At 47.1% G+C, this 15,172-nt stretch carries 15 protein-coding genes and 1 pseudogene; 9 read left to right on the top strand and 7 right to left on the bottom strand.

Going from position 1 to position 15,172, the window contains the following annotated elements; genetic code table 11:
* Positions 1-216: 216 nt before the first annotated feature.
* From CKW00_RS02550 to CKW00_RS02565, 4 genes and pseudogenes are all read right to left on the bottom strand, one after another.
* Entirely contained in the window at positions 217-2,799 is a 2,583-nt protein-coding gene (locus tag CKW00_RS02550; protein ID WP_095821231.1) for a YfhO family protein, read from the bottom strand.
* A 13-nt stretch (positions 2,800-2,812) separates the two neighbouring features.
* Positions 2,813-3,187, bottom strand: a complete 375-nt coding sequence (locus CKW00_RS02555; protein WP_095821232.1) for a GtrA family protein — start codon at positions 3,185-3,187, stop codon at positions 2,813-2,815.
* Positions 3,171-4,124, bottom strand: coding sequence for a glycosyltransferase family 2 protein (locus CKW00_RS02560; RefSeq protein WP_095821233.1), 954 nt, complete (start codon positions 4,122-4,124; stop codon positions 3,171-3,173). The genes CKW00_RS02555 and CKW00_RS02560 overlap by 17 nt, the downstream gene beginning before the upstream one ends.
* A gap of 100 nt (positions 4,125-4,224) precedes the next feature.
* Positions 4,225-5,064: pseudogene (locus tag CKW00_RS02565) on the bottom strand (aldo/keto reductase); the annotation flags it as partial.
* Between the two features lie 145 nt (positions 5,065-5,209).
* Here CKW00_RS02565 and CKW00_RS02570 point away from each other — a divergent pair.
* Both CKW00_RS02570 and CKW00_RS02575 read left to right on the top strand, forming a co-directional pair.
* Positions 5,210-5,560, top strand: a complete 351-nt coding sequence (locus tag CKW00_RS02570; RefSeq protein WP_095821234.1) for a hypothetical protein — start codon at positions 5,210-5,212, stop codon at positions 5,558-5,560.
* A gap of 45 nt (positions 5,561-5,605) precedes the next feature.
* Positions 5,606-6,124, top strand: a complete 519-nt coding sequence (locus CKW00_RS02575) for a YfiT family bacillithiol transferase (protein ID WP_095821235.1) — start codon at positions 5,606-5,608, stop codon at positions 6,122-6,124.
* 61 nt (positions 6,125-6,185) lie between these two features.
* Here CKW00_RS02575 and CKW00_RS02580 read toward each other — a convergent pair whose 3' ends face one another.
* The 3 genes from CKW00_RS02580 to CKW00_RS02590 form a co-directional block, all read right to left on the bottom strand.
* Positions 6,186-6,725 carry a DUF2812 domain-containing protein gene (locus CKW00_RS02580; protein WP_095821236.1) on the bottom strand — a complete coding sequence of 180 codons (540 nt, stop codon included), beginning with the start codon at positions 6,723-6,725 and terminating at the stop codon, positions 6,186-6,188.
* Complete coding sequence (locus CKW00_RS02585; protein ID WP_095821237.1) at positions 6,722-7,060, bottom strand: PadR family transcriptional regulator; 339 nt, start codon at positions 7,058-7,060, stop codon at positions 6,722-6,724. The genes CKW00_RS02580 and CKW00_RS02585 overlap by 4 nt, the downstream gene beginning before the upstream one ends.
* Positions 7,061-7,216: 156 nt before the next feature.
* The gene (locus CKW00_RS02590) at positions 7,217-8,215 is read right to left on the bottom strand and encodes an aldo/keto reductase (protein WP_095821238.1); all 999 of its coding nucleotides are present in this window, start codon (positions 8,213-8,215) and stop codon (positions 7,217-7,219) included.
* Positions 8,216-8,394: 179 nt separating this feature from the next.
* On the opposite strand from CKW00_RS02590, the gene CKW00_RS02595 reads away from it, so the two are divergent.
* The 7 genes from CKW00_RS02595 to CKW00_RS02625 all read left to right on the top strand — a co-directional run bounded on the left by CKW00_RS02595 (position 8,395) and on the right by CKW00_RS02625 (position 15,172).
* On the top strand, positions 8,395-9,021 hold the full coding sequence (locus CKW00_RS02595) for a TetR/AcrR family transcriptional regulator (protein ID WP_095821239.1): 627 nt from the start codon (positions 8,395-8,397) through the stop codon (positions 9,019-9,021).
* Between the two features lie 68 nt (positions 9,022-9,089).
* Positions 9,090-10,232: an acyl-CoA dehydrogenase gene (locus tag CKW00_RS02600; RefSeq protein WP_095821240.1), complete on the top strand. Its 1,143-nt coding sequence runs from the start codon at positions 9,090-9,092 to the stop codon at positions 10,230-10,232.
* A 21-nt stretch (positions 10,233-10,253) separates the two neighbouring features.
* Positions 10,254-11,888: an AMP-binding protein gene (locus CKW00_RS02605; protein ID WP_095821241.1), complete on the top strand. Its 1,635-nt coding sequence runs from the start codon at positions 10,254-10,256 to the stop codon at positions 11,886-11,888.
* A gap of 19 nt (positions 11,889-11,907) precedes the next feature.
* Positions 11,908-13,254, top strand: a complete 1,347-nt coding sequence (locus CKW00_RS02610; RefSeq protein ID WP_095821242.1) for an acetyl-CoA carboxylase biotin carboxylase subunit — start codon at positions 11,908-11,910, stop codon at positions 13,252-13,254.
* Between the two features lies 1 nt (position 13,255).
* Positions 13,256-13,465, top strand: coding sequence for an acetyl-CoA carboxylase biotin carboxyl carrier protein subunit (locus CKW00_RS02615; protein WP_008592412.1), 210 nt, complete (start codon positions 13,256-13,258; stop codon positions 13,463-13,465).
* An 11-nt stretch (positions 13,466-13,476) separates the two neighbouring features.
* Positions 13,477-14,397 (top strand): hydroxymethylglutaryl-CoA lyase, encoded by a 921-nt coding sequence (locus CKW00_RS02620; RefSeq protein ID WP_095821243.1) that lies wholly within the window; start codon positions 13,477-13,479, stop codon positions 14,395-14,397.
* Positions 14,390-15,172: an enoyl-CoA hydratase gene (locus tag CKW00_RS02625; protein ID WP_095821244.1), complete on the top strand. Its 783-nt coding sequence runs from the start codon at positions 14,390-14,392 to the stop codon at positions 15,170-15,172. Before CKW00_RS02620 ends, CKW00_RS02625 begins: the two co-directional genes overlap by 8 nt.

Here is a 15,172-nt window from a genome sequence, read left to right on the forward strand (position 1 = left end):
TTGTGTGCCGTTCTGACCGGTATCCTTTTTTCGTTCCTTTAGGGAAGCCGGATCAGATTGAAGGTAAGGTGAAATCTCTTATCCTGACCTTCACGACAGGAAAGTTGCGATGAAGGTCACGTTTACGGGGAAAATGTGCCCTTCGTTAGCAAAAATAGCTTGTGAAGGGAAGGAAAGAGTCGAAAGAACTCCCCGCTCAAACTAAACGGGGAGTTCTTATATCTTTCTCCTTCTTATGAATAACCAGCCTATGCTTGCTGCTGCAGAAATGAGGGAAAGGATAATCAGCAGATCGAAGTAAGGGGGACGATAAGTGAATTCAACTATCTCATCTCCCGGTTTGAGAGCAGTCCCGGTCATGGCGTAATTGGCCTGGACGGTTTCTCTTTTCTCTCCATCCACTTTTACGGACCACCCTTCCTCGTAAGGGACGGGGATGGAAAGATAGCCTTTTTCGTCCACGTCCAGGGAGTCTATAGTGATATGGTTATCGTCTATTTCGACATTCCCCGGCTTCTCTTTTGCTGCGGCTTCTTCCAGTTTCTGATAATCTTCAGCGTATACTTCTAGGTCTTTGAGAGTATATTCTCCCTTGCGCATGCGAATCGATATTTCTTTTTCTTTTGGCACACGGATGGTGATATCGTTCACGTCCGTTTTGTAGATGGAATCCTCCGATTTGCGAGACGTCCGGAAGTCGTTCACATAAAGGGCGAACCACGGCGCTTCTTCATCGTTGTTAAGAAGATAAAAAGAAACGTAAATATCTTCTGCATCGGAATTCATGACGGAATCCGGTAGAGTTAAATCGATACCGCCTTCTTTTTCCTGAACGTGAAGTGTGTCATTGTTGTAAGTGGCTCCTGAAGTGGTGATTTCCGTACTGTCGATATAATTGTTCCGGACAGGAGGGGAGGCGGCAGTGCTGTTTGCTCCCTCTATTACCATGCCATCGATCATTGCTGCTTCACGCGCAAGAGGGTGACTTTCCTCGAGATCTTCTTCACTGTAAATAGTTCCGGAAGTCTGTACGAATGGAAGGCTGTTCGTGTTTTTGTAAATAATGTAATTGTCGCTCTCGGAAGCAGGCTTGAAACCATAAGGAACGTTTTTCACACTATCTTTTTCGTACATAAAGTAGTCCCCCTGCCACAGGCTGTGCAGGTTCGCCCGGTCCCCGAAACCGGCATAGCGGCTCACGCTTTCTTTTTTCATATCAATTTCCAAATCATGATAATAGTAATTCAATAAATTTCCGTTCAAAATGCTTGAATATGCACTCGTCCCGTAAAAATCCTGGATAAGCGGTGTGTTGTACCTGCCGTCTGCCATCCAGCTTATTCGGGAGAATCCGGCGTCTTTCATCGTCCGTTCAATCAATTCCCGCTGTTCTTTCCCTCTGTAGTCTTCGCTCGTAATATAGTCTTTTGAACTCTTGTACACTTCTCCTCCAGTGTATAGTTTGTCCCATTGATACATATTCATGGAAAGCAGCTGAAATGTAATCGTCCCGATGATGAGAAAAAAGAATCCTTTTTTTCCATATCGGGTCGTTGCGAAAGCCGCAAGCACAGTAAACCCTGCCCACGTCAGGAAAAGAAGTGCCCATTCATCCGGCCAGGCAAGCCCGTGATCCGTTACGAGAAAGAGCACGTATAATACAGCTGTAAACGCCCCTCCTGTAAGAAGTTCCTTTCCTTTGATGCGCCGCAGTTCGGGAAGACCGCTGGCTATCGCCCCGCCGATTGCAAATGCGGCCAGATATTCATAGCGGTGCTGCGGAGCAGAAAGACCGTTGAAGAAGCTGGCTGCATACGGAATGTAGTGAAGGACGATTATAATGAGACCCAATACCGCAAAGAACCGGAAATTTTTATTTTTATAAAGGGGCCTTAATACGAGCATTAGAACAAATAACGCAGGCACCATTAAATACAGGCTGTCATACAGAATATTCGTAGTGCTCTCAATCAGCGGTATTTCATCGGTATAGGGAGGACGCACGTTTTGAAGAAAACTCCTCACTGCCGGAACGAAACCTGCAGAGCCTATGCCGAATCCGAGCAACACAGCCATTATGTAGACTTTGATCTGGCTGAATTTCGGCAACTCTTTTTTACGAAGAGGAAGCAGCCACCTGAGAAGAATGTAGATGACTATAAAGAACCCGTTGATATAAGCGAAATAGAAATTGTCGAAAAAGGATACAGCTGTCGCAGTGATCAGCCAGCCGGGCCGGTTTTCCCTGATGACTTTCTCCGCCCCCAGTATAAGCAGAGGGAGCCAGAGGAAAGCATCGCCGAAAAATTCCCAGTATGTGACGTGCTGAAAATACTTCGCGGCAGTGGCAAAAAAAACAGCTCCCACGAAAGAAGGAACCAGTTTGCCCGTGAAGTAACGAAATACAAAAGTGGTGGTTATTATCACGAAACTCATTCTGATTACACTTAAAAAGACGGCACTCTGAGCCCAGAACAAAACGTCCGGTTCACTGATGACGGAAAATGTTTCCAACAGGAATACAACAGACACCGTCAAATAGAAGAAAAGATTTACGCTGAAATAATAAGCGAGCTGGCTGTATACATCTCCTCCCAGACCGAATTGATAGGAGTAGAAAAAATCCCCGCCGGTGAACTGTTCGTAAAGCATCTGTTTAAAAGGGACCATCTGTGACAGGCCGTCATTCGGCCCTACCATGTAGTGGCCTTCGCTCCACTGATATAAAAAGAAGCCGTGAGCCAGTGCCGAAATGACAAGACTGAAGGTTACTAACGTGATCAGCTGTTTTTTTGTCATGCTTACCTTTGACCTACCTTTTTAAAATTTTCCCGGTTACTACGAATGTGATCGGCACTGTAAAGAACACAGCAACCAGAGGTGCGATGTTGCCATTCCAACCGAACAGGTCGACAAACACGAAAACAAGAAGTGACGAAACCGACATGTTAACGAACTGAGTGAAAGGGAACAGTAAAAACTTTGAAATGGTCGGCTTTACTCCGTATGTAAAATACACATTCAGGAAGAAAGAAATTACCATACTGATGAAAAAAGCGAGTATGTGGGAGATTAAATAATAAAGCTCCAGTACGTTATAGAATAGCAGATAAAATATATAATAGTTTGCTGTGTTCAGACCGCCCACGAGAACGAAGCGGGTGAATTCATTATTCCATTTCTTCATAGGTCTCCCTTTCTGTGTTACTTTCCTTGATCAGGTAATGGGGACGTCTCTTCGTTTCCATATAAATTCTTCCGACATATTCCCCTATTACCCCAAGACTTATTAATTGTACCCCTCCGAGAAACAGGATGGAGGAGATAGTGGTGAAGTATCCGGGGACTTCCACCCCCCGTGAGAGGATGAGGCCGAACATGATCAGAATATAAACAAGGCTCAGGCCCATGATGAAAAACCCTGCGTAAAACACGAGACGGAGAGGCCGCTGGTTAAAGGACAGCACTCCCTCTATACCGTATTCAAACAGGTCAACGAGGGACCAGGTGGAATTCCCTTCATCACGCTGTACGTTATCGAATTTAACTACCTTTTTATCAAAACCGATCCAGGAAAACAACCCCTTGGAAAAGCGATTCCCTTCACTTAGAGCGAGAATGGCATCGACTGCCTGTCTGCCGAGAAGACGAAAATCTCCTTCACCGTCAACCAGGTCCACCTGGGCCAGTTTATTGACTAGTTTATAGTAAAGGGAACTGAGGGAGGAACGTACTTTGGATTCCTTTACTCTGTTCCGCCTGGCGACGACCTGCTGAAAGCCTTCCTCAAATCCTTCCATAAGTTCGGGAATAAGGGAAGGGGGGTGCTGAAGGTCGGCGTCCATAATAATGACCGATCCCCCTTTGGCATGCTGAAGACCGGCAATAAGAGCAGGCTCTTTACCGAAGTTCCGGCTGAAAGAAAGATATTTCACCTCCGGACACTCCGATGCGAGCGTACGCACTCTCGCAAGTGTATCATCTTTACTGCCGTCATCGACGAATATTATCTCAAAATCATACCGAAGAGAACTAAATTCTTTTTTTAGTTCTTTGTGAATCCTGTTTATATTATTTCCTTCGTTAAAAGCAGGAATGATAATTGAAACCGTTAATTCTTCCATGGTTACCCTCCGTCTGATGGCCTGATGCTATCCAGCTTCCCTGTACCGGGAGCTGTGAAACTCTGTTGTGCAAGGGAAATGAAGGTTCGAAATTGTTTAAAAACTCTTCGTAGTCAGCAGGGTTCTGCCCGTTCAGTCTGCCATCTCTTCTTGTAAGTTCATTCATAATTCTTATTTCCGCTTCCTCCAGCGCAAAATCAAAGATGTTCATATTTTCACGCTGTCTTTCGGGGGAAGAGGATTTCGGTATGGGGAGTGTCCCCAACTGATAATGCCACCTTAGAATAATCTGGGACACACTTTTTTTATGACGGGATGCAATGGATTGTATCGTCTCATTTCCCAGAATGTTGGTCACACGGGCGAGCGGGCTCCAGGACTGTGTCTGGATACCTTTTTCTTTATGATAGGCAAGCTGATCCCTCTGATTGAAAAAAGGATGAAGTTCTATCTGGTTAATGGACGGAGTGACGTCCGTCTCCCGCATTAATTGCTCCAGGTGATCCGGAAGAAAATTGCAGACTCCAATGGAGCGCACGAGCCCCCACTTCTTAGCGTCAATCAGCGCCTGCCATGCTTCCGTGTATTTTCTCTGTTCCGGATTGGGCCAGTGGATCAGGTAGAGATCGTAGTACTCAAGACCGGCCCGGTAAAGAGATTCCTGAATGGAAGCGACAGCTTTATTGTACTCGTGATAACGCCCCGGAAGTTTGGATGTAATTCTGAGTTCGTCTCTTGGAACGCTGCTCCGGCGTACTGCTTCTCCTACCGTTCCTTCGTTCTCGTAATTATATGCAGTATCAATCAGGCGATACCCCATGTCAATAGCGCTTTGGATGGAGACAGCTCCGTCATTTCCGTTCAGGCGGTATGTGCCGAACCCCAACGCCGGCAGTGTCATACCATCCCGCAATGTAAGTTCTGGAATTGAATTGTTCAAAGATAACCCCTCCTTGATTATTATATTCCTCCTGAAGAGAAGGCACAAACTACAAGGAAAGACGGAACTTTCAAAAGCAACGTCGTTTTCCGGAGGCGTTTAAAGGGAAACAGGTAGTATAATTCGAAGATACTGGAGGGGTAGCGTGGAAAACGAAGCTAAAATGTTGCATCATTTTACAGATGTGAAAGAATTCGAAAATGAAGGATTGCAAAATAACGGTATCGATTTTCCTGAACTGGAACAGATGCTTAATGACTATATACTCACGCAACAGAAAGAAACGCTGTTTTTCAAGGAATGTATCATACAGTTGAAGCAGCGCAGTGACGGGGATATTCGTACCGTGAAAATAACTTATCAGGATGACGATCTCAACAGTGATATACGATTATGGGGAGCGAAAAAAGAGGAGTCGGGTGAAGTGCTTACAATGAGTGTGGATGCGGTGAATCTCGTAAGCGGGGAAGTTGTGTATGAACGGTCATTGATGTAGTATGCTTTCACACAATGATTTCGGTATAAAGAAAGGAGAATGAACATGAATGTAAAATTTCCGATCGGCGAATTGCAGGTGCCGGATCAGGTGACACTTGAAGATGTAAGAACGTGGCTGAATGAGATCGAAACCTATACGGACAGACTGAGAGACACAGTGGACAATCTGAGTGAGGAGGAACTTTCGAAAACGTATCGCGAAGGGAGTTTCACCGTCCGCCAGCTCGTTCATCATATAGCGGATTCCCAGCTGAATATGTACCAGAGATTAAAACTTGCACTGACTGATGACGCCCCTACAGTACCGGGATTCGATCAGGAGAAGTGGCTGGAACTTGCGGACAATTCACTTCCTGTGGAGCCTTCCATAAGAATGCTTGAAGGGATGAATAAGCGGATCGTAACCCTTGGCCACACTCTCACAGAAGATCAGCTGCAACGTTATTTCATACATGAAGATACCGGTAAAATTACGGTAGCTACCAAAGTTGCAAAACTTTCCTGGCACGAAGAGCATCACTTCGCCCATATTAAAATAGCTCTCGGTATGGAAGTGAAGTGAATAAACTCAACCTCCTTCTGCACAATTACTGCTGCAGAAGGAGGTTGTTTAATGTTGCCGGTTATCTCGAATGCCGTAATTTGAACAATCTGTACGTATAGCCGAACCATGGCAGCCCCGTGAACACGAGAGGCACCGACAGGATGAAACATAATGCAAGAAAAACTTTACTCATAAACGGGGCTATAAAGCTGAAATCGCCGAAAGCACCCGTCAGTAACAACATTTCTATAATAAGCATCGGCAGGGCAGCTTTCCCGGTCATCCGCTGTTCAGCTTCATATTTATCAATTTCCGTCGCTTTGTCTGTGTACAAAGGGGTAGTTCCGTGAGCTGCCGTAAACAAGTGAATATAATCGGACTGACTGGCGACGTACTCCCACCCGCCTTCTCTGAAGTATGAAAAATACTCTTCGTCCGGTTTGTTGCAATAGTCTATTGCATAAATTTTTTCGGCGGGTTCACTCTTTTTCAGTTTATAACCGAGCAGATAAAAACCTTCGACTTTCCATCCTTCAGCTGCGTATTTCTCCAGTTTACGCATATCTTTTTCTTCCTCAAAAGCAAGGCCGCCTGAACTGATGTATTTTTTATTTTTCATTCTGCATCCTCCCTTTCACTTAAATAATCTTTAGCAGTCCGGATAATCCTTTCTCGTCTGGCTATATCTTCGTTCAGGAGATTTTTCCCTTCTGTGGTAATGAGATACGTTTTCTTTTTTGTTTCGGCACCGGGTGCAGGTCTGATCAGACCTGCTTCCGAAAGTTTCCTTATAGTGGTGTACAGAGAAGCGGGGCCGATACTGACAGCACCTTCTGTCATTTTTTCGATTTCCTGCATAATTAAATATCCATGTTTCGGTTCGGTCAGGGAGAGAAGGATAAAAAAAGAGGTATCCGTTAATTCTCTATCACTGAGACTTTTTCTTCTGGCCATATTCTTCTCCTTTCATATCAGCTAATGATATATCGTTAAATGAAATATATCATTAGCTGATATAAAAAGCAATAACCATTTTAAAATGAAGCTTTTCTTGTTAAACAAAAAACAGGCTGTGCGGATATTTCGCACAGCCTGTCGCATATTTGATTATTATTTTTCGGAACGAAGCGGCGGTCCGTACTCATTCAGGTTCCCATTGTTCAGGTCGCTGACATGGTTATACAGAATGTTATCAATCTCCTGCAGATCTTCACTGGACAGCTCTGCTTCATCCGCTTTTTGTACACCTTCAAGCTGGGAAGGTTTCCTTGCACCCCAGAGAACGAAATCAGCGCCGGGTTCATGATCCATCAGCCAGCGTACGGCAAGCTGGATGAGGTCAAGATTCCGCTCATCCGCAAAGTCCCTCAGTTCCTCCACGGCATCGAGAAACGCAGGGAAACGGTTTCCCTGGAACAGTTCGATGTTGCTTCTCAGGTCTCCTTCGGGAAACTCGGCGTCTTTTGTAAACTTGCCGGTAAGCATACCGTGAGCAAGTGAACCCCATGAGAGCGTTGCGATATCGTGTTTATTACAATACTCGAACCAGTCGATCAGGTATCTTTGTAACATGTTCAAGTGCATCTGCGACGTATGGATAGGAGCATATTTCTGCCACTCATCCATTTGTTCGGGGCTGAAGTTGCTGACTCCGATTGCCCGGATTTTCCCTTCATCGAAAAATTCTTTCATTTTTTTCGCAGTATTTTCAATCGGTTCATCCGTATCCGGCCAGTGAATCTGATAAACGTCGATGTAATCCGTCTGCAGCAGTTGAAGACTTCGGTTCAATTCATTCTCAAGGTTTCCGGGCCTTGAGTCGCGGGAAGCTCCGCCTTCGAAGTTGATGCCCGCCTTGGTGGCGATAACGAGGTCTTCCCGGCTTTTTCCGGATTCCCTGACCGCTTTTCCGACCAGTTCTTCAGAAAGGCCTTCACCATAAGCGGGGGCAGTGTCAATCATCGTTATTCCTTTATCGATAGCTGTTCTGATTGTCCGGATGGACTCCTGTTCATCCGTACCTCCCCAGCCGGAACCTCCGATTGCCCACGTACCCAGGGCAATCCGGGTGGCTTCTACATTGCTCTTTCCAAGTGTTCGTTTCTGCATATTTTTCCTCCTCTAAAAATGCAGCATTCCCTGTATTCGGTAGAAGGAAACAATGAAATAGATGCCGTTACTTGTGCGGAAGGCTGTAAAGTACAAAAGAAAAAGGTTTTTACACATATTTTGTAATTTTCTAATTATATGATAAGATGAACGTACATTCATTACGAAGGGGATGGTGTATGCAGAAGTTAAGGGAAGAAATCATTCAGACAGCTCTTGAGTTGTTCGATGCTCAAGGCTTCCACCGCGTCAGTGTCAATCAGATTGTAAAAGAGGCGGGAACAAGCAAAGGCGGCTTCTACCACCATTTTCAATCCAAGGATGAGCTGCTGTTCGTCATTCACGACACGTTCATTACATATGTGCTGAAAGAAGCCGAAGCAGCTACTGAAACGCACCAGTCCCCTGTGGAGCAGATACAGGAAATTATCCGTTCGTTTGTGCACGTGTTTGACTTATACCAGTCCCATATCACAGTATTCTACCAGGAAAGTAACTACGTCGATGAAACCTTTGAAGACGAAATCAACAGGAAACGGGACCAGTTCAAGGATAAGGTTATCGCCGTTGTAAAAAGAGGACAGGAAGAAGGAGAATTCCGTCACGAACTCCCTCCGGAAATCACCGGTATGGCTATTCTCGGTATGGTCAACTGGCTGAATAAGTGGTACCGGAGAGAGGGAAGCCATACGATTGAAGAGATAGCTGAAGTGTTCACGGATCTGGTACTTCACTTTCTTCTGCCGGGTCACGAAGGTGTATCCGGGGTGGAGCAGAGGCCCCCTTTTTTTTACGGTGAAAAGTAAGCGATTTCATAAAGGTGCACCCTATACAGACCAACCAGTCGGTCTTGGGAGATAAAAGGAGGAAGCTGATGAATTTTGAGTTGACGAAAGAACAGGAAATGACGAGGAAAATGGTTCGTGATTTTGCGGAAGAAAAGATAGCGCCCCGGGCAATAGATATTGATAAAAATTCCGAATTTCCGGTGGACCTCTTCAAAGAGATGGGAGAGCTTGGGCTGCTCGGCATCCCGTTCCCCGAAGAATACGGAGGAAGCGGCGGCGACACGGTAACTTATGCGCTGGCGGTGGAAGAAATAGGACGTGTGTGCGGATCTACCGGTCTGAGTTATGCGGCAGCTGTATCTCTCGGTGCCAGTCCCCTGTACTACTTCGGTACGGAAGAGCAGAAACAGGAATTTCTGGTCCCTCTTGCAAAAGGTGAGGGGCTCGCTTCTTTCGGTCTCACTGAACCGAACGCCGGGTCGGATGCGGGCGGTACACAGACGAAAGCGGTTCTCGAAGGGGATCACTACGTTCTGAACGGGGAGAAGTCCTGGATTACGAACGCTGAATATGCGAGATCCATAACTATTACAGCCCAGGCCGGTAAAAGAGAAGACGGTAAAAATATTATTTCTGCATTCATCGTTCCTAAAGATACTCCCGGAATGACGATTCGAAGCGATTACGACAAAATGGGCGTGCGCGGCTCGAACACGTCGGAGATTGTACTGGAAGATGTAAAAGTTCCGAAAGAGAACATCCTCGGAGACCCGAAAAAAGGATTTGGTCAGTTCCTTCACACACTGGACGGAGGCCGTATTTCCATAGCTGCACTTGCTGTCGGTATTGCACAGGCTTCTCTTGATCGAGCGCTTGCTTATGCGAAGGAAAGGAAACAGTTCGGCGAGCCGATTTCAAAATTCCAGGCGATTCAGTTCAAGCTGGCTGATATGGCGATGGAAGTCGAACTGGCCCGGAACATGGTACTGAAAGCGGCGTGGCTGAAAGACGAAGGGAAGCCGTTCACGAAGGAATCCGCTTATGCAAAACTGTTTGCATCGGAGACAGCCTTCCGTTCTGCAAACCAGGCGATACAGATCCACGGAGGATACGGCTACATGAGAGAGTTTGAAGTGGAACGGTTCCTGCGTGATGCAAAACTTCTCGAAATAGGTGAAGGTACTTCTGAAATACAGCGGATGGTCATAGCTCGCCAGCTCGGTTGCTGAATATAACGAAGGAGGGATTGGATGAGCTTACTGCAAGTGACTATGGGTGAATTGTTGAGAGAAAAAGCGAACAAAACGCCGCAAAAAGAAGCGTTTGTTTTTCCGGAAAGAGGGCTTAGGGGTTCCTATAAAGACCTGGATGAGTGGACCGATCAGGTGGCTAAAGGCTTGATGGCTCTCGGTACCGGCAAGGGGGATCACTTTGCGGTATGGTCCGACAACAAACCGGAGTGGCTGGCTTCCCAATTTGCTTCGGGTAAAATGGGCGGCGTGCTTGTAACAGTGAACACGAGTTATAAGGCGAAGGAACTCGAATACCTGCTGAAGCAGTCTGATTCCGAAACACTGATCATGGCTGAGTCGTATAAAGGAACTTCCTATGTCGACATTCTAAGGGAAATCTGCCCGGAACTCGATCATTCGGAGAAAGGTAACCTTCACAGTGAGAAACTTCCGGCTCTTCGGAATGTAATTGTGCTTGGAGATGAGGAATATCCCGGCTGTTACACATGGGAGGACCTCATTGCCAAAGGAGAAGAAGTGAAAGAGGAGGAGCTTCGGGAACGAGAGGCCACTCTTTCTTACAAAGATGTAATCAATATGCAGTACACTTCCGGAACTACCGGTTTTCCGAAAGGGGTTATGCTGAGTCATTATAATATTGTAAATAATGCCAATCAGGTAGCAGACTGTATGAACATGACGGACGAAGACCGTTTGTGTATCCCGGTGCCGTTTTTCCACTGCTTTGGCTGTGTCATGGGGACGACGGCCACTGTCGCAAAAGGGGCGACGATGATAGTCATCGAACAATTTGAACCGAAACTCGTTCTTCAGGCAGTGAAAGACGAAGCGTGCACAGCTCTTCACGGTGTACCGACGATGTTCATCGCCGAGCTCAACCATCCGGAGTTCGAAAATCTGAAACCGGATACACTGCGTACCGGTATTATGGCCGGATCGACCTGCCCGATGGAAGTGATGAAGAGTGTCATTAACGAAATGGGCGTCGAAGAGATAACTATTGCATACGGTCAGACGGAGTCTTCCCCGGTCATAACCCAGACGAGACCTGACGATCCGATTGATTTGCGGGTGAAAAGTGTAGGAAGGGCACACCCCAACGTGGAAGTGAAAGTCGTCGAACCTGCCACCGGAGAAGAAGCGGAGCGCGGGATGCCCGGGGAGCTATGTACAAGAGGCTATCTCGTGATGGAAGGTTACTACAAAGACGAAGAGTCAACGGAAACAGCTATCGATCCGGACGGCTGGCTCCATACCGGTGACATAGCCGAAATGGATGAAAACGGGTACGTGGAAATCACCGGACGCATGAAGGATATGATTATCCGCGGGGGAGAAAATATTTACCCGAGAGAAATCGAGGAGTTCCTTTATCAGCATCCGGATGTGCTCGACGTGCAGGTTGTGGGAATTCCGGACGCGACATACGGCGAAGAAATCATGGCCTGGATTATTCCGAAAGAGGATTCGGAAGTGTCCGAGAAAGATATAAGGGCTTTCTTTGAAGGGGAAATTTCCAAACATAAAATCCCGGCGTATATCTACTTCACCGACGAATACCCGATGACCGCGAGCGGTAAAATACAGAAATTCAAGCTGAGAGAAGCTGCCGTCGATATGATCGGACGTTAAGGAAGAAAGGAGATTCGAGATGTTCAAAAAAGTACTGGTTGCCAACCGGGGGGAGATCGCCTCGCGTGTAATAAGAACCTGTAAACGGCTCGGAATTTCGACAGTGGCCGTTTATTCGGAAGCTGATGCTGATGCAAATTTTGTCGCAGAGGCAGATGAGGCTTATGAGATCGGCAAGCCTCCCGTAAAGGATTCCTACATGAATATGGAGAAGATTATCGAAGTCGCAAAAAGCAGCGGGGCGGAAGCTATCCACCCCGGCTACGGTCTTTTAAGTGAAAATCCCGATTTCGCTCTCAAGACGAAGGAAGCCGGTCTCGTCTTTATCGGCCCCGGTGCTGACGTCATGGGGAAAATGGGCGATAAAATCGCTGCCCGTAAGGAAATGAAGAAAGCGGGCGTCCCCGTTATCCCCGGCACGGAAGAAGCTGTGGAAGACACGGAGGAAGCGAAAAAGACCGCCGGGGAGTACGGGTATCCGGTTATGCTGAAAGCTTCCGCAGGTGGAGGAGGCATCGGCATGCAGGCTGCTCATTCTCCGGAAGAACTCGAGAAAGCTTTTGAAGGGAATCAGAAGCGGGCTGCAACATTTTTCGGTAACGGTACTATGTTTATCGAAAAACTGATCGAAGAACCGCGTCACGTGGAAATACAGGTGCTGGCTGACGCCCACGGGAACGCTGTGCACCTTTTTGAACGGGAATGCTCAATTCAGCGCCGGCATCAGAAAGTGGTGGAAGAAGCGCCCTCTCCGGTCCTGTCGGAAAAAACCAGACAGAAGATGGGGGAAGCCGGTCTGAAAGCGGTACAGGCTCTCGGGTATGTAAATGCCGGTACTATCGAATTTCTCGTGGACGAGGAAGAGAATTTCTACTTTCTTGAAATGAATACACGTCTGCAGGTGGAGCATCCGGTTACAGAAGAGATCACCGGCCTTGATCTTGTGGAAGAGCAGCTGAGGATAGCAAGCGGAGAGAAGCTTGCCGTTTCACAAAACGACCTGGCTATTTCCGGTCATGCGATAGAAGTACGTATTTATGCAGAAGATCCGGAACGGTTTTTCCCATCCCCGGGTACCATTACTACGGCCGTCTTTCCGAAAGGGGAAGGTGTCCGCCTGGAGACGGCCGTTCATGGCTCATCGGAAGTAACACCTTATTATGATCCTCTGATAGCCAAGCTGATCACGACAGGCCGTGACCGGGAGCAGGCGATAGAGAGAATGACGGACGCTCTGGATGAGTTCCGGATCGAAGGAATCAAAACGAACATACCTATGCTTCAAAAAGTGGTCCGGCACGAAAGGTACAGAGCCGGAGATACTACGACCGCATTTGTTGAAAAATATTATAAAGGAGGACAATAACATGGAAATCAAAGCTTCAATGGCAGGAAACGTATGGAAAATGAACGTAGCAGAAGGTGCAGAGGTTAACGAAGGAGACGATGTCGCAATCCTTGAATCTATGAAAATGGAAATTCCCATTCCGGCTGAAAAAGGCGGGAAAGTGAAAGAAATCAAAGTCGCGGAAGGTGACTTCGTGAATGAAGGCGACGTGCTGGCGGTACTGGAATAGGGGGGGGTTGGATGTTTGAAATGCCCGAAAAAGTAACAATCAGGGAAGTGGGGCCGAGAGACGGCCTGCAGAACGAAGAGGAAAAGATCGCTACAGAAGACAAAATTGACTGGATCAACCTTTTATCACAATCAGGACTTGATTACATCGAATTTTCCTCATTTGTACATCCAAAATGGATTCCTCAGCTGAAGGATGCCCGTGAAGTAGCGGAAGGCATTACCCGCACTCCCGGTATTACCTATGCAGCTCTCGTGCCGAACAAAAAAGGACTTGAAAACGCGATTGATACGGATGTGGATGAGGTCAGTGTGTTTATGTCTGCCAGTGAAACTCATAATAAAAAGAACATAAATAAAACGATCGAAGAAACGTACCCGGTTCTTGAAGAAGTAGTGTCGGAAGCGAAGGCGGCCGGAAAAACGGTACGGGGCTATGTCTCGACAGTGTTCGGCTGCCCGTATGAAGGAAAGATCGCTCCTTCACATGTTTTTGAGGTAAGCACCCGGTTATTTCAAATGGGCATTGATGAGTTGTCCCTCGGCGATACAATCGGTGTCGCCAATCCGAAGCAGGTGGATGAATTTCTTAAGCAGATGGAGGAAAATGTTCCTTTTTCAAAAGTAGCAATGCATTTCCATAATACGTCGGGAATGGCGTTAGCCAACGTTCTTATATCGCTCGAACGGGGTATTACGAAATTCGACGCAGCACTGGGAGGCCTTGGCGGCTGTCCTTATGCAGATGGAGCCAGCGGAAATCTCGCAACGGATGACCTCGTCCATATGCTTGAAGAGATGGGGATAGAGACCGGGGTTAATCAGGAGAAACTGGCAGAGGCGGCGACGTTCATCCAGTCCAGAATATCAAAAGAACTGCCAAGCCATCAGATGCAGATCAGAAACAGACAAGGAGGGCGAAATGATGGATAAAACCGTAACGATAGAGCGTATTGAAGACCATATAGCTCTGCTATCACTGAATCGTCCGGAGGCTGCCAATTCACTCTCCCGAGAACTTCTCGATGAACTGCAGCGTGCGCTTCGGAAAGTGAACAGAGATGATAATATTCGCGTCGTTCTGTTGACGGGAAATGGTACGAAAGCATTTTGTGCGGGAGCTGATCTGAAAGAAAGAAAAGGGATGAGCGATGAAGAGGTGACAGGAACGGTCAAGAAGATAGGGGAAACGGTCCGGATGATCGAGGAACTGCCGGTACCCGTCATAGCAGTACTTAATGGGGCAGCTTTCGGCGGCGGTCTTGAAATGGCTCTTGCCTGTGATCTTCGAATGATCAGTTCATCGGCCCGGGTCGGTCTGACCGAAACATCCCTCGCTATTATACCCGGAGCCGGAGGAACTCAGCGTCTTTCCCGTCTGATAGGAAAAGGGCAGGCTAAGTCGCTCATATATACCGCAAGGCCCGTAGATGCGGACCGGGCTTACGCCCTCGGGATTGCAGAGTATATTCACGACCCGGACGTCCTTATGGAAGAAGCGGAAGATCTTGCCAGGACTATCGCGGGGAACGGCCCGGTGGCAGTGCGGGAAGCAAAAAAAGCTATCGACCGGGGAATGGAGACGAATCTTGAAGCAGGCTTGTATATTGAACAGAAGAGCTACAGAAAAACGATTCCTACGAAAGATCGTCTGGAAGGACTTACAGCTTTCGCTGAGAAAAGAAAGCCTGTGTATCGAGGAGAATAA

The sequence above is a fragment of the Salimicrobium humidisoli genome (genome assembly GCF_002295105.1).
GTDB lineage: Bacteria > Bacillota > Bacilli > Bacillales > Halobacillaceae > Salimicrobium > Salimicrobium humidisoli.

What these genes read in the sequence shown, in the direction of transcription:
- CKW00_RS02550 (WP_095821231.1), bottom strand. Translation starts at nt 2,799, where the DNA reads ATGACAAAAAAACAGCTGATCACGTTAGTAACCTTCAGTCTTGTCATT.
- CKW00_RS02555 (WP_095821232.1), bottom strand. Translation starts at nt 3,187, where the DNA reads ATGAAGAAATGGAATAATGAATTCACCCGCTTCGTTCTCGTGGGCGGT.
- CKW00_RS02560 (WP_095821233.1), bottom strand. Translation starts at nt 4,124, where the DNA reads ATGGAAGAATTAACGGTTTCAATTATCATTCCTGCTTTTAACGAAGGA.
- CKW00_RS02575 (WP_095821235.1), top strand. Translation starts at nt 5,606, where the DNA reads ATGAATGTAAAATTTCCGATCGGCGAATTGCAGGTGCCGGATCAGGTG.
- CKW00_RS02580 (WP_095821236.1), bottom strand. Translation starts at nt 6,725, where the DNA reads ATGAAAAATAAAAAATACATCAGTTCAGGCGGCCTTGCTTTTGAGGAA.
- CKW00_RS02585 (WP_095821237.1), bottom strand. Translation starts at nt 7,060, where the DNA reads ATGGCCAGAAGAAAAAGTCTCAGTGATAGAGAATTAACGGATACCTCT.
- CKW00_RS02590 (WP_095821238.1), bottom strand. Translation starts at nt 8,215, where the DNA reads ATGCAGAAACGAACACTTGGAAAGAGCAATGTAGAAGCCACCCGGATT.
- CKW00_RS02595 (WP_095821239.1), top strand. Translation starts at nt 8,395, where the DNA reads ATGCAGAAGTTAAGGGAAGAAATCATTCAGACAGCTCTTGAGTTGTTC.
- CKW00_RS02600 (WP_095821240.1), top strand. Translation starts at nt 9,090, where the DNA reads ATGAATTTTGAGTTGACGAAAGAACAGGAAATGACGAGGAAAATGGTT.
- CKW00_RS02605 (WP_095821241.1), top strand. Translation starts at nt 10,254, where the DNA reads ATGAGCTTACTGCAAGTGACTATGGGTGAATTGTTGAGAGAAAAAGCG.
- CKW00_RS02610 (WP_095821242.1), top strand. Translation starts at nt 11,908, where the DNA reads ATGTTCAAAAAAGTACTGGTTGCCAACCGGGGGGAGATCGCCTCGCGT.
- CKW00_RS02615 (WP_008592412.1), top strand. Translation starts at nt 13,256, where the DNA reads ATGGAAATCAAAGCTTCAATGGCAGGAAACGTATGGAAAATGAACGTA.
- CKW00_RS02620 (WP_095821243.1), top strand. Translation starts at nt 13,477, where the DNA reads ATGTTTGAAATGCCCGAAAAAGTAACAATCAGGGAAGTGGGGCCGAGA.
- CKW00_RS02625 (WP_095821244.1), top strand. Translation starts at nt 14,390, where the DNA reads ATGGATAAAACCGTAACGATAGAGCGTATTGAAGACCATATAGCTCTG.